The organism is Streptomyces sp. NPDC001507, from assembly GCF_042894765.1.
Classification (GTDB): Bacteria; Actinomycetota; Actinomycetes; order Streptomycetales; family Streptomycetaceae; genus Streptomyces.
On sequence record NZ_JBIAVV010000007.1, the window covers coordinates 79,874 to 97,834 of the forward strand.

General features: G+C 70.1%; 15 protein-coding genes and 1 pseudogene. 5 read left to right on the plus strand and 11 right to left on the minus strand.

Annotated elements, in window-relative coordinates; genetic code table 11:
- Positions 1-101 precede the first annotated feature (101 nt).
- The 5 genes from ACFY0K_RS23035 to ACFY0K_RS23055 form a co-directional block, all read right to left on the minus strand.
- The gene (locus tag ACFY0K_RS23035) at positions 102-1,637 is read right to left on the minus strand and encodes a glycoside hydrolase family 43 protein (protein ID WP_390641426.1); all 1,536 of its coding nucleotides are present in this window, start codon (positions 1,635-1,637) and stop codon (positions 102-104) included.
- Between the two features lie 226 nt (positions 1,638-1,863).
- Positions 1,864-4,137: a beta-glucosidase gene (locus ACFY0K_RS23040; RefSeq protein ID WP_390641739.1), complete on the minus strand. Its 2,274-nt coding sequence runs from the start codon at positions 4,135-4,137 to the stop codon at positions 1,864-1,866.
- A gap of 95 nt (positions 4,138-4,232) precedes the next feature.
- On the minus strand, positions 4,233-5,051 hold the full coding sequence (locus ACFY0K_RS23045; RefSeq protein ID WP_351959275.1) for a carbohydrate ABC transporter permease: 819 nt from the start codon (positions 5,049-5,051) through the stop codon (positions 4,233-4,235).
- Positions 5,051-5,983, minus strand: a complete 933-nt coding sequence (locus tag ACFY0K_RS23050; RefSeq protein ID WP_351959276.1) for a sugar ABC transporter permease — start codon at positions 5,981-5,983, stop codon at positions 5,051-5,053. The genes ACFY0K_RS23045 and ACFY0K_RS23050 overlap by 1 nt, the downstream gene beginning before the upstream one ends.
- 9 nt (positions 5,984-5,992) lie before the next feature.
- Complete coding sequence (locus tag ACFY0K_RS23055; protein ID WP_351959277.1) at positions 5,993-7,297, minus strand: extracellular solute-binding protein; 1,305 nt, start codon at positions 7,295-7,297, stop codon at positions 5,993-5,995.
- 168 nt (positions 7,298-7,465) lie between these two features.
- Here ACFY0K_RS23055 and ACFY0K_RS23060 point away from each other — a divergent pair, with 168 nt between their 5' ends.
- The gene (locus ACFY0K_RS23060) at positions 7,466-8,527 is read left to right on the plus strand and encodes a LacI family DNA-binding transcriptional regulator (RefSeq protein WP_390641427.1); all 1,062 of its coding nucleotides are present in this window, start codon (positions 7,466-7,468) and stop codon (positions 8,525-8,527) included.
- A 79-nt stretch (positions 8,528-8,606) separates the two neighbouring features.
- Here the strand turns inward: ACFY0K_RS23060 and ACFY0K_RS23065 are convergent, their stop codons facing one another.
- From ACFY0K_RS23065 to ACFY0K_RS23090, 6 genes and pseudogenes are all read right to left on the minus strand, one after another.
- A complete protein-coding gene (locus ACFY0K_RS23065) occupies positions 8,607-9,842 on the minus strand; it encodes a cytochrome P450 (protein ID WP_390641428.1) in 1,236 nt (411 codons plus the stop codon).
- Positions 9,839-10,822 (minus strand): amidohydrolase family protein, encoded by a 984-nt coding sequence (locus tag ACFY0K_RS23070; RefSeq protein WP_390641429.1) that lies wholly within the window; start codon positions 10,820-10,822, stop codon positions 9,839-9,841. Before ACFY0K_RS23070 ends, ACFY0K_RS23065 begins: the two co-directional genes overlap by 4 nt.
- Entirely contained in the window at positions 10,819-11,706 is an 888-nt protein-coding gene (locus ACFY0K_RS23075) for an NAD(P)-dependent oxidoreductase (RefSeq protein ID WP_390641430.1), read from the minus strand. The genes ACFY0K_RS23070 and ACFY0K_RS23075 overlap by 4 nt, the downstream gene beginning before the upstream one ends.
- The gene (locus tag ACFY0K_RS23080; protein ID WP_382720022.1) at positions 11,703-12,041 is read right to left on the minus strand and encodes an antibiotic biosynthesis monooxygenase family protein; all 339 of its coding nucleotides are present in this window, start codon (positions 12,039-12,041) and stop codon (positions 11,703-11,705) included. Before ACFY0K_RS23080 ends, ACFY0K_RS23075 begins: the two co-directional genes overlap by 4 nt.
- A gap of 332 nt (positions 12,042-12,373) precedes the next feature.
- Positions 12,374-13,615 (minus strand): Ig-like domain-containing protein, encoded by a 1,242-nt coding sequence (locus ACFY0K_RS23085; RefSeq protein ID WP_390641740.1) that lies wholly within the window; start codon positions 13,613-13,615, stop codon positions 12,374-12,376.
- A 230-nt stretch (positions 13,616-13,845) separates the two neighbouring features.
- Positions 13,846-14,732 (minus strand): annotated as a pseudogene (locus tag ACFY0K_RS23090) (RNA repair domain-containing protein); the annotation flags it as partial.
- 264 nt (positions 14,733-14,996) lie between these two features.
- On the opposite strand from ACFY0K_RS23090, the gene ACFY0K_RS23095 reads away from it, so the two are divergent.
- The 4 genes from ACFY0K_RS23095 to ACFY0K_RS23110 all read left to right on the plus strand — a co-directional run bounded on the left by ACFY0K_RS23095 (position 14,997) and on the right by ACFY0K_RS23110 (position 17,845).
- Entirely contained in the window at positions 14,997-15,296 is a 300-nt protein-coding gene (locus ACFY0K_RS23095) for a hypothetical protein (RefSeq protein WP_390641431.1), read from the plus strand.
- Positions 15,297-15,966: 670 nt separating this feature from the next.
- On the plus strand, positions 15,967-16,581 hold the full coding sequence (locus tag ACFY0K_RS23100) for a hypothetical protein (protein WP_390641741.1): 615 nt from the start codon (positions 15,967-15,969) through the stop codon (positions 16,579-16,581).
- A complete protein-coding gene (locus ACFY0K_RS23105; protein ID WP_390641432.1) occupies positions 16,578-16,802 on the plus strand; it encodes a hypothetical protein in 225 nt (74 codons plus the stop codon). Before ACFY0K_RS23100 ends, ACFY0K_RS23105 begins: the two co-directional genes overlap by 4 nt.
- Positions 16,803-16,933: 131 nt before the next feature.
- Entirely contained in the window at positions 16,934-17,845 is a 912-nt protein-coding gene (locus tag ACFY0K_RS23110; protein ID WP_390641433.1) for a phosphotransferase family protein, read from the plus strand.
- Positions 17,846-17,961 lie beyond the last annotated feature (116 nt).

A 17,961-nucleotide genomic window follows, 5' to 3' on the forward strand; every position in this document is an offset into this window, starting at 1 on the left:
CGTGCTCGCAGGCCCGGGTCATCTTGACGGGCCGGTCTCGTGGCATGCCGCGTGCGGCGCTCGCACGGACGCAGGTGGCGCACGCGGCCGAACGTCAGGCGTCAAGCGGAGGGCGCCGAGGCCGGTGCGTACTCGAACCAGTCGAAGGCGACCGTGCCCTCGGTTGCGTACATGCCGATGACGCGGCCGGTGAAGCCGCAGGCGACCTCGGTGGACAGGTACCGCCCGTCCAGTTCGACGAGTGGCTGGGCGCCCGGGGCGTCGGGATCGCCGAGCCAGAAGGCGACGGTGTCAGGGCCGGTGGTCCCGCCATCGGTGAGTTCGGGCGACGCAGGTACAAGGTCGGACGTCCGGATCGCGACGGTGAGGGTCAGCGGCCCGGACTGGACCGGCCGACTGACCACGGTCTGGCGCAGCGGCCCGATCCGGGCGACGACGCCGGCCTCTCCGTTCCCGACCTCCAGTTCGTAGTGGTGGGCTTCGTCCAGACGCACGCAGAGGCCGCCGCGTCCCGTACCCGGGTCGATCGCCGCGGTGACGCGGCAGTCGTGGTGTTGCTGGCGGCGGCCGACGAAGGTGTACACGGGGCGGTCGAGGGTGGCGCCGGTGGCGTGGAGGGTCAGCCGGCCAGGGCGCTCGGTGAGCGACCAGGAGCCCTCCGGACGGGTGAACGGCGAGACCCAGTGCGGAGCGAGAGCGGACTCGTCGAAGTCGTCGCGGGCGGGCAGGGCCGGAACGGGGTGCCAGGCACCGCCCGGGGCCGCGTGGCTCTCGGGAACGGGCGCGACGACGGGCCAGCCCTCCTCGTCCCACTCCACGGGGGCCAGGAACGTCTCCCGGCCGAGCACGTGCACGTCGGGCGTGAAGCCGCGGGGGCGGACGCCGAGCAGCACCATCCACCAACTGCCGTCGGGAGCCTCCACCAGGTCGGCGTGGCCGGTGTTCTGGATGGAGCGGGCGGTACCGCTGTGGGACAGCAGGGGGTTGGCGGGTGCGCCTTCCCAGGGGCCGCGCGGCGAGCGGCCGCGGGCGATGGACACGCTGTGGCCGCGTTCGGTGCCGCCTTCCGCGATCAGCAGGTACCACCAGTCGCCGATGCGGTAGAGGTGCGGCGCCTCGGGATACTTGAGGCCGCTGCCCGACCACGTGGCAAAGGGGCCCTCCAGAACCTCCCCCGTGACCGGGTCGATCCTCGCCATGTTGATGCCGCCTTCGGGCCCGGAGAACGCGCACCAGCAGGTGCCGTCCTCCTCCCACGCCAGATCGGGATCGATCCCGTGCAGGTCGATCCAGACCGGGTCGCTCCAGGGCCCCTCGGGCCGCTCGGCCGAGACGACGAAGTTGCCGCCGCCGTCGATAGTGGTGTTGATGACCCAGAAACGGCCGTCGTGGTGGCGGATCGTGGGGGCGTAGAGGCCGCCGGACGCCTTGGCGCCGGGGAGAGGCAGCGGCAGTTGTCCGGGCCGGTCGAGCACGTTGCCGATCTGCTCCCAGTGCACGAGGTCCTTGCTGTGGAACATCGGCAGCCCGGGGAAGTATTCGAAGCTGGAACACACCAGGTAGTAGTCGTCACCGACCCGGCACACGCTCGGATCGGGGTGGAACCCGCTGATCACAGGGTTGTCGTAGGTATGCACAGAAGGTGTTCCTTTCGGGCGGCCGGGTGCCGCCGTCCGCGTCGGTCAGGAAAGCTGATCACCGGGTGCGGCAGGACAGGAGGGGGCGGATCCGGTACGCAGCGACTCAGTCGTCGCCCGTCCGGCGGTTCGGCGCAGGAGTCGTGGCGCCAGGCACCAGGCACCGGACCAGGGCGGCGACGGCGCGTGCGGTGCCGCCGCCCTGTCTCTGTGGTGCGCCGCTGCGTCAGCGGCGCTCGACGCTGACGACGGGGTGCAGCCTGCGCGTGTGGTCGACCTCCCGGACCTGGCCGGTCAGGCGCAGCGGGACCGTGATGCGGTGGTCGGTGCTGCTGGCGGAGATCCGCAGTTCCAGCTCGCCGGGTTCGACGATGCGACGGCCCGTGCGGCCGGTGAAGGAGGCCAGGTCCGCGGGGAGTTCCAGGAGGACCCGGCAGACTTCCCCCGGTTCGAGCGGGAGGCGCCGGTAGCCGACGAGGCGCTGCATCGGCTGGACCACGGAGGCCACCGGGTCTTGCAGGTAGAACTGCACCACCTCGCAGCCGGAGCGTTCACCGGTGTTGCGGACCTCGAAGGCGATCCGGAAGCTGCCGTCGGTGCCGGTCTCCGCGACGCTGACGTCAAGCGCGGACCACTCGAATTCCGTGTAGCCGAGCCCGTGCCCGAACCCGTAGGCCGCGCTGGTACTGGTGCTGGATACGTCGCTGTCCTGGGCCAGCCGGGCGGCCAGGTAGGTGGAGGGCTGAACACCCTTGTGCCGCGGCACACTCACGGGCAACCGTCCGGAGGGGTTCACGCGCCCGCTCAGCACGCCGGCGATCGCCTCGGTGCCCGCCTCCCCAGGAAAGAAGGACTGCACGATCGCCGCCGCCTCCGTGTCGGCGCGGCCCAGTGCGTAAGGGCGGCCCGCCAGCATGACGAGCACCACGGGCGTGCCGGCATCCAGGAGGGTGTCGAGCAGCTGCTGCTGTCTGCCGGGCAGGTGGACCGATTCGGCGTCGCATCCCTCGCCGCTGGTGCCGCGGCCGAACAGGCCGGCGCGGTCCCCGAGAGCGAGCACCACGACGTCGGCGACACGGGCCGCCGCGACCGCCTCGACGAAGCCGGCCGTGCTGTCGCCGTCGACCGTCGCACCGGGCGCGGAGAAGATCTCGGCGTCGGGGAACTCGGCCGCCAAGGTCTCGCGCAGCGTGGGCAGCGCGATGCCGGTCGGGACCCCGGGGTGTTGCGAGCCGACGTGCACGGGGAAGGAGTAGCAGCCCAGCACGGCCGTCGGGGTGTCTGCGTTGGGGCCGATCAGTGCGATCCGGCGGGGGCGGCCGAGCGGCAGCGTGCCGTCATTGCGCAGCAGCACGACGGCCTGCTCCGCCAGCTCGCGTGCCAGCTCCCGGTTGGCCGGGGGGTCCAGGTCGACGCTGCCGCGCAGCGCCTCGGGAACGGTCAGTTCCGCTCCGGAGAGCGCCTGCGGAACCGGGTTCCAGTCGGGGTCGAGCAGGCCGAGCTGTGCCTTCTGGATGAGGATCCGGCGCAGGGCGCGATCGATCAGCTCCTCAGGGACGGTGCCGGCCTCGACCGCGTTGAGCAGCGGCTGCCCGAATGTCTTGACGGTCGGCAGCTCGACGTCGACGCCGCTGGCGAGGGCAAGCCCGGCGGCCTCGTCCCAGCTTCCGGCGACGCCGTGCAGGAGCTTGAGGAAGGCGATGCCGAAGTAGTCCGCCACCACCGTCCCGTCGAAGCCCCAGGTGTCCCTGAGCAGTCCGGTGAGCAGTTCCTGGTCGGCGGCCGAGGGGATGCCGTCGGTGTCGGTGTAGGCGTGCATGACCGAGCGCGGTCGGCCCTCGCGCAGCGCCATCTCGAACGGGGGAAGGACGACGTCGGCGCGCTCGCGGACGCCCATGGAGACCGGTGCGAGGTTGCGGCCGGCCCGCGAGGCGGAGTAGCCGGCGAAGTGCTTGAGTGTGGCGACGATCCCGGCGGACTCCAGGCCCTGCACGTAGGCAGTGGCGATGGTCCCGACCAGGTACGGGTCCTCGCCGATGGTCTCCTCGACGCGGCCCCAGCGGGCGTCGCGCACAACGTCGAGCACGGGGGCGAGGCCCTGGTGGACGCCGACGGCGCGCATGTCGGTCCCGATGGCGGTGGCCATGGTGCGCACCAGCTCGGGGTTGAAGGTCGCTCCCCAGGACAGCGGGACTGGGTAGGCAGTCGCCCCCCAGGCCGCGAACCCGGCCAGGCACTCCTCGTGGGCGATCGCGGGTATGCCGAAGCGGTTGGCGGCGACGATGCGCTGCTGGGAGCGGGCGAGCGAGAGCGCACCGACGGCGGCGTCCACGGGAACGGTGCCGAAGGGCCGGGTCAGCTGGCCCAGACCGTGCGGCAGCAGCTCGTCCAGATCCGGCGGCTCCTCCATCTCGTGCTGATGCGGGGCGACCTCGCCGCCCTCGTCGGAGGCGCCCACCCAGACGCCGACCAGCTGCGCTGTCTTCTCCCGCAGGGTCATCGCCGCGATGAGGGCGTCGGCCCTGGTCGCGGGGTCGAGCGAGACGTCCCGCCACGCAGGGGTGGCGAGCTCGACGCTGGGGTTCACGTTGCCGGTCACTTTCCTCCGACCCCCATGAGCCCCTGGACCAGGGCGCGGCGGGCGAACAGGTAGACGATGAAGATGGGGAGCATGGACAGCACCACGGCGCTGAGCAGTCCGGGGACGTCGACGCCGTGTTCGGTCTGGAAGTTGTACAGGCCGAGGGTGATCACCTTGGTCGACTCCGACTGGGTGAGGATCAGCGGGAAGAGGAAGCCGTTCCAGGCCTGCAGGGCCGAGAAGACGACGATGGAGGAGAGCCCGCTCTTCGAGAGCGGCAGGACCAGTTGCATGAAGACCCGCCGCGGCGAGGCTCCGTCCATCGCCATGGCTTCGTACAGCTCGGGGGTGATGTCCCGCATCGTCCCGGTCAGGACCAGGGTGCACACCGGCAGCGAGAACGCGGCGGTGGGCAGGATGACGCCGATCAGGTGGTCATAGAGCCCGGCCTGGCTGATCACGTAGAACATCGGCACGATCACCGCCTGCGCGGGGATCGCGAGTCCCAGCAGGAAGACCCGGAACACGACGGTGATGGTCCGGCCCTGGGCGCGCACGATGGCGTAGGCGAGGGGCGGCACCACCACCAGCACGATGCCGACGACGCTGACGGTGACGATCAGGGTGTTGAGGAAGTCCTGGCCGAAGCCGTTGGAGAACGCGTTGAGGTAGTTGCTCAGGGTCAGCTGCGACGGAAAGCTGAGCGGGCCCTGGGTGGAGTAGTCGGAGGTGGTGCGCAGGGTCGCGGTCAGCAGCACGTAGAGCGGCAGACCGACCAGAGCGAGCCATATCAGGGAGCCGAGTCCGGCCAGGTAGTTGGGGCGCTGTCGCATCAGATCCCCTCCGCCGTGCTGCGCATCCTGTCGTAGCCGGAGAGCCGGACCACGGCCAGGGAGATGAGCGTGGCCACCACGACCAGGACCAGCGCGATGGCCGAGCCGGCGCCGAAGTCGAAGTTCTTGAAGCTCTGCTGGTACATGTAATAGGCGCTGACCGTGGTGTCCGTGCCGGGGCCGCCCTGGGTGAGGATCAGCACCGTGTCGAACGTGGTCAGCCCGCCGACGACCATGAGGATCATCGAGGTGATCGCGGTGTTGCGCAGTTGCGGCAGGGTGATGTGGAAGAACTGCCGCACGGTGCCGGCCCCGTCGATCGCCGCGGCCTGGTAGAGCACCTGCGGAATCGCGCGGGCGCCGCCCTGGTAGAGGAGCGTGTGCAGGGGGGTGAACTGCCACATTCCGACGAAGGTCAGCACCCCGATCGAACCGGCCTGGCTGCCGAGCAGGTTGCCGTTGCCGAACAGCCAGGGAAGCTGGCCCGGCAAGCCGAAGTTGGGGTCGAGCAGGGCGCGCCACACCACCGAGACCGCGGTCGCCGAGAGCAGCAGGGGGACGAAGAAGATTGCGGACAGCACGGCCCGGTTGCGCTGGTGGCCGGCCGCCCAGACGCCCAGCAGGATGCTGATGGGCGTCTGCGTCACGACCCCGAGCAGGGTGAGTACGAGGGTGAGCCAGATGCTCTGGGTCATCACCGGGTCGTGGATCAGCTTGGTCCAGTTCGCCAGGCCGTTGAAGTGCGGCGAGGTGATGCCGTCCCAGCTGGTGAAGGACAGCACCGCGACCAGCACCAGCGGGAGGATCGCGAACAGGAGGAAGAAGACGGTCGCGGGTACCGCCCAGACGAAGCCCGGGCGGGTCACCCCGACGCCGGCCCGGCGCGCCTTGAGGCGGCGGCCGGACACGGCTGCGAGAGGAAGTGAGCTCATCGGTCCTACTCAGGAGTTGGACAGCGACTGCATCGCCTGGATGAAGCCGTTGGCGTCGGTCTTGCCGTCGAAGAACTTCTGAATGGCCGTGTGGAGCGGTGTGGCCGCCGCCGGCGGGTACGCCTGGTCCCAGGACAGCTGGAACGACGGGGCCGCCTTGACCAGGTCGAACTGGAACTTCGAGTAGTCCGGGCTGGCCGAGGTGGACAGGAACTTCTCGGTGTTGGTGGTGGTCGGCAGGTTGCCGATGCCGAGCTGGGCCTTCACGAACTCGTCGGAGTACATGAGCTTGAGGAAGGCCGCCACGGCGTCGGGGTGCTTGGTCTTCTTCAGGACGGAGTAGAAGTTGTTGGTGTTGCCGACGAGGTCCTTCGGGTCGCCCTTGCCGCCGCTGACGGTCGGGAAGGCGCTGTAGCCGAGGTCGTTCTTGGCGAAGTCGGGGTTGTTGGACTGCTGGGTGGAGTACTCCCAGGAGCCCATCAGCTCGAAGGCGGCCTTGCCCTTGGCCAGCAGTGCCGGGGAGCCGCCGTCGGTGAACTTCACCGAGTCGAAGTTGCTGCCGAACGCGCCGGCGTCGACCAGCTGCTTCAGCATGTCCAGAGCCTTGTGGCTCTCCGGCGTGGCCCACGCGCTCTTGTCACCGGCGAGCGCCTTCTGGAACAGGTCCGGTCCGGCGACCCGGTCGAAGACGTACTCGAACCACATGAGGGTGGGCCACTGGTCGCCGCCGCCGAGTGCGATCGGGGTCAAGCCCTTGCCCTTGAGCACCTTGACGTCGTTGATCAGGTCGTCCCAGGTCTGCGGGACGCTCAGGCCGGCGCTCGCCAGGACCTTCTTGTTGTTGAAGAGCAGCACGGGCTGCGTACCGCGCATCGGGACGCCGTAGGACTTGCCGTCGATCACCGCGGTGTTGAACACCGAGGGGAGGAAGTTGGACTTGAGCCCCGGGTCCTTGGCGATCATGTCGTCCAGGGGGAGCAGGAGGTTCTTCTTGGCGTAGGGCGCGATGCTGCCGCCGCCCCAGTTGAAGAAGATGTCCGGGGCCTGCGGGGTGTTGATGATCGTGTTGAGCTTGGCCTGGTAGTCGGCGCCGGGGATGGTGTCCAGCACCGCCTTGACCTTCGAGGTCTTGTTGAAGGTGTCGACGATCTGCTTTTCGACCTTGTTCGCGGAGTCCCCGTAGACGAGGACGTGGATCGTCCCGGAGCTGGAGCCGCCGCTGGACCCGCATGCGGTGGTCAGACCGAGCAGCAGCGCGGTCGTTGCCGCTACCGCGGCGAGTCTGTTCCGGGTCGCACCGTTGCGAACGGTCACGCGAAGAGAACCCATTGGATTGCCACTCCGTCGATAATTTCGAAGAGATTTCCGAATGCTGCGGGAAACCTAGGCGTAACGTCGATCTCCGTCAAGGGTTTGGCAGATCTCGATTCGGCCGTACCGGCTGGAGCCCTGACCAGCTAATATCCGTCTCGTACAGCCGGGATGACTAGGCACTTCGCACACCAGGGCAGCACAGGAGGGCTCGTGACCAGAGCGGCGACACTCGCCAAAATCGCGCGCGAGGCGGGGGTTTCCACACCGACTGTTTCGAAAGTCGTCAACGGCCGCGCGGACGTCGCCCCCGCCACCCGGGAGCGGGTGGAGGAGCTGCTGCATCAGTACGGCTACCAGCGGCGACGCAGCAACAGCGCCCCGTCGAGCCCCTTGCTGGAGCTGGTGTTCCACGAGCTCGAGAGCGCCTGGGCGATGGAGGTCATCCGCGGGGTCGAGAACGTCGTCCGCGACGAGGGGATGAGCGTCGTCCTGTCGGAATCCTCGGGCCGCCTCAGCCTCGGGCAGTCCTGGATGGACGGGGTGCTCGCCCGCCGTCCCACCGGCGTGGTCCTGGTGCTGTCGGGGCTCGACGAGGCCCAGCAGGCGCAGCTGACCGGTCGTGACATCCCGTTCGTGGTGATGGACCCGGCCGGGGACCCCGGTCAGGACGTGCCGGCGGTCGGCACGACCAACTGGAACGGCGGCCTCGCCGCCACCCGCCACCTGCTCGACCTGGGCCACCGGCGTATCGGCATGATCGCCGGACCACGACGGATGATGTGCAGCCGCGCCCGGATCGACGGCTATCGGGCCGCGCTGGAGACGGGCGGCGTCGCCTTCGATCCCGCACTCGTCCGCGAGGGCAACTTCTACCACGAAACCGGCTATTCGGCGGGCCTGGAGCTGCTGCGCCTCAAGGACCGGCCCACCGCGATCTTCACGGGCAACGACCTGCAGGCGCTCGGCGTCTACGAGGCCGCACGGGAGTTGGGCCTGCGCATCCCGGAGGATCTCAGCGTCGTCGGCTTCGACGACCTGCCCCTCGCCCGCTGGGTCGGCCCACCCCTGACCACCGTCCGCCAGCCGCTGACCGAGATGGCCGAGGTCGCCGCGCGCATGGTGATCGACCTCGCCCGCGGCAACCCACCGTCCGCGCTCCGCGTTGACCTGGCCACCAGCTTGGTCGAGCGCAGCAGCACAGCCCCGCCCCCGACCGCCGGCCGCCCCTGAACCGCCGGTACCTTCGAAATTTCGATATCAGGTGACGCACCGCTCTCGCCTGCTCCGGCGCGCCGGCACGAGCGTTTCGTCAGCGATCGAGCACGACCGGGAGCTCCGCGAGGCCGCGGAAGGCCGGGAAGGGGACCTCCAGCCACCGTGCTTGGGCGCGAGGGTCGGCCAAGGCCATCCGCGGGAACCGGTCGAACAGGGCGGTGAGCGCCAGTTGCGTCACCAGCCGGGCCAGCGGGGCTCCCAGGCAGTAGTGACTGCCGTGCCCGAACCCCAGGTGCGCGTCCTGCGCGTTGCCCGGACGCGTCACGTTCAACTCGTCCGGCGCGTCGAACTTCAGCGGATCGCGGTTGGCCGAACTGAGTGCGATCTGGACCAGGGCGCCCTTGGGAATCCGGGTCACGCCGTACTCCACGTCCTCGGTCGCGTAACGGAACGTCCCGCTCTCCACGGAGCCGTCGTAGCGCACCAGTTCCTCGACCGCGGCACGCATCAGCTCCCCGTTCTCCCGCACCGCGCGCAGTTGTCCGGGATGGGACAGGAGGTGGTGCACCGCGTTGCCGATCAGGTACGCCGTGGTCTTGTGACCCGCGAACATCAGCAGGAACGCCGTGGAGACCAGCTCGTTCCCGGTCAGGCCGCCGTCGTCGTCCCGGACCGCGGTGAGCGCGCTCAGGAGATCGTCACCCGGACGCTTCCGCTTGGCGGCGATGAGCTCGGAGAAGTACGCGTGCAGGTCCTCCTCCGCCTTCTGCTGGGCCCGCTTGGCCTCCTCGTCGAAGCCGCTCCGGGCCACCGTGGAGGACAGGTTCTGCATCCGCGCCCGCTCCTGGGGCGGTACACCGAGCAGATCGCAGATCACGATGATCGGCAGCGGGAACGCGAAGGCCGGCAACAGGTCGAAGGGCTCCCGGGCCGGGAACTCGTCGAGCAGGCCCCGGACGACGTCCTGGATCTTCGGCCGCAGAGCCTCCACCCGCCGTACGGTGAACGCGGAGCTGACCAGCCTGCGCAGCCGCGTGTGCTTGGGCGCGTCGGAGTTGAGCATGTTGTCGTCCAGCGCGACGGACGAGTCACCGAAGATCCTCCGGTACGCGTCCATGGCCCCGTACATGTCCTTGCTCAGCCGCGGATCCGCCAGGGCGGCCCGCGCGTCCTCGTACCGGGTGATCAGGTACGTCTCGTTGCCGTGTGGCGGTCTCATGGGGCAGACCGGGGCCGCGTCGCGGAGCTGGGCGTAGACCGCGTGGGGGTCCCGCCGGAACTCCGGGGTGCAGCGTTCGGCCGCGGTGACGGCCTCTTGCGTGGTGGTCACGGACGACTCCCGAGGTCGAAGAGGGCCTCGGCGTTGCCACCGAGGATCAGCTGCTGCGACGCCCTGTCGACCGGCAGCTTCTCGATCATGCGGATCTGCTCCTCCAGCGGCACGGCCAGCGGTGGTGAGTCGGTACCGAACAGCATCCGCCCGGGACCCAGCACCTCCGCGTTCAGGCTCAGATGCGCCGAACTGAACGGGCTCGTGTCGACGTACATGCGCCGCAGTGCCGCGGCCGGGTCGGCCGCCGGTTCCCGGGCCGTCACCGGGACCGAGGCCGCCTCGGGCCGGCCGGAGGGCGGCGCGCCCCCGGCCCAGTGCCGGGGGCGCGCCGCCGTCTGCAGACGCTCCGGCAGCAGCGCCATCGCGCCGCCGCCGGTCGCGCCGATCAGCCGCAGCTCCGGGTACTTGTCCAGCCACCCCGCGAAGGCGATCATGGCCATGCCCATGGTGACGTCGCCGAACCGGCCGATCTGCTCGACGAAGCCGATCTCGTCGACCCGTTCCGTGCCGACCGGTTCGGCCGGGGCGTGCACCAGGACGGGTACGCCCGCCTCCGCGGCCAGCGCGAAGAAGGAGTCGGCGCGAGGGGAGCCGAGCAGCTCCCCGTGGACGCTGGACGTGGTGATCAGGCCGACGAAGGCCGGGTCCGCCAGGGTCTCCCGCACCCCTTCGAGGTGATCGTCGTCGCCGAACGGGTTGGCGTACACATAGCCGCGCAACCGGTCGGGGAACCTGGCGATCAGCCCCGACATCCAGGCGTGGAAACTGCGCAGCCGGTCTCGTGGTTGCGCGTAGTTGTCCACGCCCGGTACCCGTGCCATCGCTCCGGCGCCGACGGGGCTGCCGATGATGGTGAGGTCGATGCCGGCCTCGGCGCGAGCGGCCAGCATGCCGTCGACGTCGGTCAGGCTCGGGGGCATGGGGAAGCGTTCGGCCGCCTCCGGCGGGGAGAGATGCCCGTGGATGTCGATGATCACGTGTCGCTGCCCGGTTTCTCTGTGAGTGCGCGGGTGACCGCGGCACAGTCCTGGTCGCCCAGTCCCTGCTCGGTGGCACGGACGTGGGTCTCGGCGGCGGCGGTCGCCAGCGGCAGACTCAGACCGGCTGCCGCCGCCTGCTTGGTAGCGAGCATGAGGTCTTTCGCCATCAGCCGCAGCCGGAAGTCCGGCTCCTCGAAGCGGCCGGAACCCAGGCGCCTCGACTTGAACGCCATGACCGGAGAGGCGAAACCGCTGCCCGCGACGGTCTTGAGGACCGCCTGCCGGTCGAGGCCGCAGGCGGTCGCCAGTTCGGTGACCTCGGCCAGGGCCTGCACCTCGATGCCCATCAGGAGGTTGAGGCACAGTTTCATCCGCATGCCGGAACCGAGTGCGCCCAGATGGACGACCTCCTTGCCCAGCGCCTCCAGCAGCGGGCGGCAGGCGGCGAACGCCTGCTCCTCGCCGCCGACGAAGAGCCGAAGCTCGCCGTCACGGGCGTGGTCGCGGTTGCCGAGCATGCCCACGTCCACGACCGAGGGGATGTCTCCGGCGATCTGGACGACCTCTTCGGGGGAGACGGTGCTGGCGCAGACGAGGACACCGGGGTAGGAGCCCTTGGACAGGACGCCGTGGGGTCCGCGCAGCACGGAGCCGAGGGCCTCGCCGTCGGCGACGACGCAGACGGCGGCGCTCGTGCCCGCGACGGCGTCGGCGGGGTGCGCAGCGACGAAGGCGCCTGCCGCGGCAAGCGGTTCGGCCCGCTCCGGGGTACGGTTCCAGACCCGGACCTGCATTCCCCGGTCGAGCAGGCGGGCGGCCAGGCCGGAGCCCATCGTGCCGAGCCCGAGTACGGCGACGGTGCCGGTGGTGGTGCGCGTCATGACGTCACCCCCGTCGTCTCCTTCACGACTCGGAACCGCAGCGACTGCGTCGAGTCGACCCACTGGCGCAGCGGAGCCACCAGCGCGCGGTGCTCCTCGCTCTGCTGCCAGGCGAAGAAGTGCTCGGCCGTCTGCCACTCGCTGGTGATGACCCACTGCCGGGAGTCGTCCACGGGTGCTCCCAGCCTCTCGACGATGTGGCCGGGGGTCCGGGCGACGGACTTGCGCAGCTGGTCGTACACGTCCAGGAATCCCTGCTCGCCGCCCTCGATCACTCGGACGGTGAAGACGACGCTCAGCCTGTCGGCCTGCCGGCCGTTGTTCCTCGTGCCCATGTCTCCTCCTGAAGGTGAGATGCGGCAGGACACGACTCCCACGGCCTCATGTCCCCCGTGCGGACGCAACTCCGAACGGGGGACAGCCCAATGGGGACAAGGGGATGACGGAACGTGATTACGCTGTCCGGGTGAGTGACGAGGCACTCCGCGGCGGCGGCCACCGGGCGCGGACGGCCGCGCCCGAACGGGGGAGCGTTTCGCCTCGCGGCTTCACCGCGAGCGCGATCGACGAAGGGCACCTGAGCTGGGAGTGTTCCCAGCTCAGGTGCCCTTTTCCAGACCTCTGCAAGAACCGGAGCCCCCGGCTCCCTGCACGCGGAGGGACGGCGTCAGCCGGTCGAGCTGCCCGAGACCCACTCGGTCCACGGCATGTTCCAGTCGCTGAGGCCGTTGTCCGGGGCCGGCGTGCTCTTGTCCGCGGAGTTCTTGACGATCACGACGTCGCCGATCATCGAGTTGTCGAAGAACCATGCGGCGGGCTGCCTGCCGTCGCTGCCGCCCTTGACGTCGTTCAGACCCACGCAGCCGTGGCTGGTGTTGGCCTTCCCGAAGACCGAGTCGGCAGCCCAGTAGTTGCCGTGGATGAACGTGCCCGAGGCGGTCAGGCGCATGGCGTGCGGTACGTCGTCGATGTCGTACGCCGGCTTGCCGTCCTTCATGAGGCCGACGGTCGCGCCGTTCATGTGGGTCTGCGAGAACTTCTCGGAGATGACCATCGGGCCGTTGTACGTCGGGTGCTCGGCGCTGCCGGACGAGATCGGGATGGTCTTGATCGTCTTGCCGTCCCGTACGACGGTCATCTGCTTGGTGCCGGCGTCCACGGTGCTGATCTGGCTCCGGCCGATGTGGAACGTGACCGTCTTCTGGACGCCGTTGCGGGTGAGCTTGACGGTGACGGTGGAGCCGGGCTTCCAGTAGTTCTCCGGGCGGAAGTCCAGGCGGGCGTCGTTGAGCCAGTGGCCGACGATCCGCTGCCCGCTGCTGGAGCTGACCTGGATCTCCGATTCCACGGCGGCCTTGTCACCGATCGCCTTGCCGAAGGTGAACGTCACCGGCATGCCCACGCCGACGGTCGAGCCGTCCTCGGGGGAGAGGTGCCCGACGAAGTCGTTGGCCGGGGAGACCGTGGTGATCGTGGCGTTCGCGGTGGCGGAGCGGCCGTTGGCGTCCGCGGCCTCTGCGGCGACCTGGTACCTCGTGGCACGCTCCAGGGGGCCGTCCGGCGTCCAGGACGTGCCGTCCGCGGACACGGTGCCCGGAATCTCGGTACCGGTCGCGACGGCCGTCATGGTCACCTTGGTGAGCTGCCCGTTGCTGACGGTGACCTTGACGGGGTCGTTGATTCCGACGCCGTAGGCGCCCTGCCCGGGCGTGATCTTTATTCGGGCGTCGGACGCGTCCTGGGCGGCCGTCTGATTCGCCTGCGCCTGCGCCTGTGTCTGCGTTTGCGTTTGCGTCTGCGCCTGTGGTGTCGGGTGAGCTCCGGGGCCGTTGACGCTGGTGGCAGCGTTGCTGGTGCCGCCGAGGGCGGTGAGCGCGAGGACGCCGCCCAGTACGCCGGCGGTGGCCATCAGTCCGGTGGTTCGCTTACGTGCCGTGATCAAACGCTTCTCCCGTGACGCAGGTCGTCGAATTCCTGGAGCTGGTTACCGGCGGAGTGCAGCCAGCCGTAAAGGACTACTTTTATCGGCTGATCTGCCCGAAAGATAGGAATTGTGGCCAATTCCACGCGCTGTGATCGCGCTGCGGAGGGTGCGGGTGCGGAGGCGGGAGATCACCTGTCGGTGATCTCGGAGAGCCATGCCGTGTCCTCCGGCCCCGGCGCTTCGAGGCCGGGCGCGGGCAGCCAGCGGATCTCTCCCGTGCGCAAAGCGACCGTGGCCCGTGGGTGCATCGGCCCATGGCCCCTGCGGGAGAGCAGGACGAGTTCCCAGACCGTCGCCGTCATGGCGCCGAGCCGGGTGGCGCAGTCGGTGCTGACCCGCCGCAGGTCCCGGGTCCGGCCCAAGGACAGATGCGGGTGAAGTTCCCGGCGGCCCCGCGACAGCGCGGGAACCGCTCCTGCAGTACCCGGTGCAGGTTCGTCCAGGGCGCCTCGCCGGCCGCCGTCGGGTCGAGCCACACGGTGCAGTACGCCCTGTGCCGGAAGGGGCGCACCCCCTCCAGCCGTGCCGTGAAGACCGGCGTCCCGGCCGTTGCCGCGGCGAGCAGCGGGGCGGCCCGCTCGAAGTCGGACTCCGGCACGAAGCCGAAGAGCACGTTGACGTGCGGCGGCCAGCGGTGGATCTGCGGATCGTAATCCTGGCGGACGTCCTGGATCGGCGGCCACAGCTCCGCAGGCGGGATCCAGGCCACTGCCGTGCGGGGTGTCGGGGACACGTCGAGGCCACCGGTGGGCCCGCCCCTGTCGGAGTCCGTGTCGAAGCTCAGGTCCGCCTGCGGGTCCCGCAGGCGACCGGCGCCGGACGCGTCGACCCGGTCCACCCCCGTGGCCCGGTCCCAGACCAGCTCGCCGTCCGCCTCGATGAACACCACCCGGTGCCACGGGATGTCCCCTCCCGGCACGAAGTAGGGCAGGGGGATGCGTTTGCAGGCATCCCCGCGCTGACTGATCCCCAGCACGAACCGGGCCGGGTCGAACCGCGGGTCCCAGCGGATCCAGTCGTAGATCTCGTCGCTGGTTCGCATCACGCCTCCTCGGCCGCCGTGACACCCCCTCCTCCAGGGTGCCGCTCACTCTGTCCCCGGCCACCTGTCCTCACGCATCGCGATCCGGTAAGTGCGATGCGCGACGTTGGCCAGTCGCCGAGTTCCTGCCGCTGTTGCGTGGGGCCACGCCTGCGACGGTGCAGCCGCGTGGTGTCCATCTCGCTGCGTAAACTGCCGGCTCGTCCGCCTGTCTGGGATGTCAACGTGCACACTGGGGATTCCGTTCGACCGAAGGGCTGAGCCGTGCCCGGCCGACCTGAGATTGTCTGCATCTGCGGCTCCACCCGGTTCGTGGACGAGATGCGTGCGGTGAACCGTGATCTGACCTTGGCGGGTGTCATCGTCGTCGCGCCAGGCGAAGCGGACGAGTTGATCACCGACGAGCAGAAGACCGCGCTGGACGCTCTCCACCTGCGCAAGATCGACCTGGCCGACCGGGTTCTGGTCGTCAACCCAGGCGGGTACATCGGCGAGTCCACGAGCAGGGAGATCGCGTACGCCCACGCCACCGGCAAGCCGGTCTCGTTCACCGATCCCGTCTGACCGGTAGATGCTTCGGCCGGGTCGCCCACCGTCGCAGGCGACCTGGCCGCAGTTGGGTGACGTCGTCGCGGTTGCCACTGGGCGGCAGAAACGCGAGTGGGGTGCCGTTCCCTCGGTGATCAGGTGGTGTGGAGCTCTCGCCAAGCGCCCCCGACGTGCCGGCGGTGGCAGATCGCCGGCACCTTCTCCAGGACCCTGCGACAGCCCGCCGCCACCGACTTCGGCCGGCAGTCAACTGCCCCCCAACGGCTCGACAGTCTGCACGGCGTGATCAGCTCACTTGCGGGTTCCGACGATGCCGCAGTCGCGACAGCCGGAGCGCGGGCCGGTGCGATCGCAACAAGGCGACTTGCGCCGGCCGTCGGGGCCGGCCAGCGGTCGCGCTCAAGCTCCTCCAGAGAGCGGTCACGGTCCACGAGTCGAGTCACCGCCCGACGGTCCCACGCGACACCCGGGCAGCATGACCGCCCCACGGTCCAAGGTTCTTGCCCCGTGGTGCCGCAGGACGCCGCGTGAGACGGCAGACGGCGCCCCGCCTGTTCGGGAGGCTGGCCCATACGGATGATTCACCGGCGCCGCAGGGTGAACGACGGCACGCTGTGCCCCGACTGGGCGGTCAGCGACCGATCGCGGCCCTAGGTTGACCCGTGTGCCGCTGAGTTATGCCTTTGTGAACCTGAAGCCCGGGGTGGGTAAGACGACCAGCGCGGTCTGGCTGGCCCACGCGCTGCACGAGTCGGGCATCCCACCGCTGCTGGTCGACAGCGACCCCGCGTCCTCCGCGCTGCGGTGGAGCGAACTGGCGGGAGGCTTCCCGTTTCCCGTGGTCGCCCTGCCGGTGGGCGACGTGCACCGGCGCGTGAACGACTTCCTGGGCGAGCGGCAGGCCGTCGTCTTCGACGCTCCGCAGATGGAGGACCACGCGCACATCGCCCGCAGCATCATGAGATACGCGAGCGAATGGATCGTGCCGGTCACTCCGGCCCCCATCGAACTGGACCGCATGGCGCCCATCGGCGGCGAGATGGGCGACGTACAGTCCCTGCGCGCCCAGCCGGCCCACGCCGCCGTGCTGCTCAACCGGACCAACCGCGCCGACGCCACGCGTACGGGGCCCGACGCCGACGCCCGCGAAGCTCTCACCGAGCGGGGCTTCGACGTGCTGTCCACCCACATTCCGCGGCTCGACCTGTACGCGCAGTCCTTCGGAGGCCCGGTGGAGGCCAAGGGCTCGGCGTACATGGACCTCGCGGACGAACTCGTCAGACGACAGGACAGGGCATGAACCAGCGCAAGGACACCTACCGGGCCGCACTGCAGCGCGGGCCCGAGGCGGCCGTACCGCGTCCCGTAAAGGTCAACCGGCTGCACACCCGCTACGTGCGGGTGACCATCGAGCTCGACACCGGACTGCCGCGCGACCTCGTGCAATGGGCGAGGTCACCGGTGTCCGCGATGATGCGGGCAGGCGCCGCCGCCCTGCGGCCCCCGGACAGCACCGGGTGACCCCGTGGCGCCCATGGTGAAAGCCATTGCGCGTGCCGCCGGGCGGATGATGGGGTGGCAGGGTGCCCCATCACGACGAGCCAGACGAGCCAGACGAGGCAGTGGCCGTCCGGCCGTCGGCACTGGCCTGGGTGAGCCGGCATCTGACGGCCGGTGAACGGGTCGTCGCGACCGAGGCACTGCACGGGGGCATCACCGCCGAGATGCGGCGGCTGACCATCGGCACGCCGGACGGGGCCACCCGGCACCTGGTGCTGCGGACCTTCGCCGACCCGTTCTTCGCGGAGCAGGCCGCGGACCTGCTGAACCGCGAGGCCCGCGCCCTCGCCCTGCTCGCGGGGACGGGTGTGCCGGCTCCCGGACCGGTCGCGCTCGATCCGGCCGCCGCGCACTGCGAGTACCCGTCACTCCTGATGACGCATCTGCCGGGCCGTACGGTCCTCGAAGACCGGGGACTCGAGGCGCGCGTCCCACTGCTGGCCCGTCAGCTCGTGGCGATCCACGCGTTGCGCCCCGCCGAGCGACCCAGGGAGTACATGGCGTGGACGACCGCCGACGCCGTCGTCCCGCCGGACGGCGCCGACGCGGTGGCGTGGGCCGCGGCGGCAGACGTGATCCGCAAGCCGGCGCCAGCCTACGAAGGCCGCTTCCTGCACCGGGACTTCCACCCCGGCAACGTGCTGTTCGACGCGGCGCCGCCCGGCCCGGCCGGCCCCCGGATCACCGGGGTCGTCGACTGGGTGGAGACCTCCTGGGGACCGGCCGACCTCGATGTGGCGCACTGCTCCACCAATCTCGCGATGCTGCACGGCCCGGCGTGGGGACTGCGGTTCGCCGAGGCGTACGAGGAGGCCGGCGGGGTGCTGGCCACGGCCGCGAGCGACCGGCTGTACTGGCGGCTGCTGGACGCCCTGGCGTTCTCGACCGCGGTGCGGCCGGTGGCACGGCCGTGGCGGGAGGCGGGCCGGACGGAACTGACGACGCGGACGGTGGCGGGGCGGCTGGACGCCTATGTCACCGCCCTGCTGGACGCCCTGGGCTGAGCCACGGCACCTTCCCGGAAAACCCGTTGGCGGCCCACGGCGACCGCTGCTACCTTCCGGGTGGCCGTGCCGGAGACGAGGAGGTGGTACCCGTGAACACAGTATCGACATGGGTG

What these genes read in the sequence shown, in the direction of transcription:
- ACFY0K_RS23040 (WP_390641739.1), bottom strand. Translation starts at nt 4,137, where the DNA reads ATGACCCTGCGGGAGAAGACAGCGCAGCTGGTCGGCGTCTGGGTGGGC.
- ACFY0K_RS23045 (WP_351959275.1), bottom strand. Translation starts at nt 5,051, where the DNA reads ATGCGACAGCGCCCCAACTACCTGGCCGGACTCGGCTCCCTGATATGG.
- ACFY0K_RS23050 (WP_351959276.1), bottom strand. Translation starts at nt 5,983, where the DNA reads ATGAGCTCACTTCCTCTCGCAGCCGTGTCCGGCCGCCGCCTCAAGGCG.
- ACFY0K_RS23060 (WP_390641427.1), top strand. Translation starts at nt 7,466, where the DNA reads ATGACTAGGCACTTCGCACACCAGGGCAGCACAGGAGGGCTCGTGACC.
- ACFY0K_RS23075 (WP_390641430.1), bottom strand. Translation starts at nt 11,706, where the DNA reads ATGACGCGCACCACCACCGGCACCGTCGCCGTACTCGGGCTCGGCACG.
- ACFY0K_RS23080 (WP_382720022.1), bottom strand. Translation starts at nt 12,041, where the DNA reads ATGGGCACGAGGAACAACGGCCGGCAGGCCGACAGGCTGAGCGTCGTC.
- ACFY0K_RS23085 (WP_390641740.1), bottom strand. Translation starts at nt 13,615, where the DNA reads ATGGCCACCGCCGGCGTACTGGGCGGCGTCCTCGCGCTCACCGCCCTC.
- ACFY0K_RS23105 (WP_390641432.1), top strand. Translation starts at nt 16,578, where the DNA reads ATGAACCAGCGCAAGGACACCTACCGGGCCGCACTGCAGCGCGGGCCC.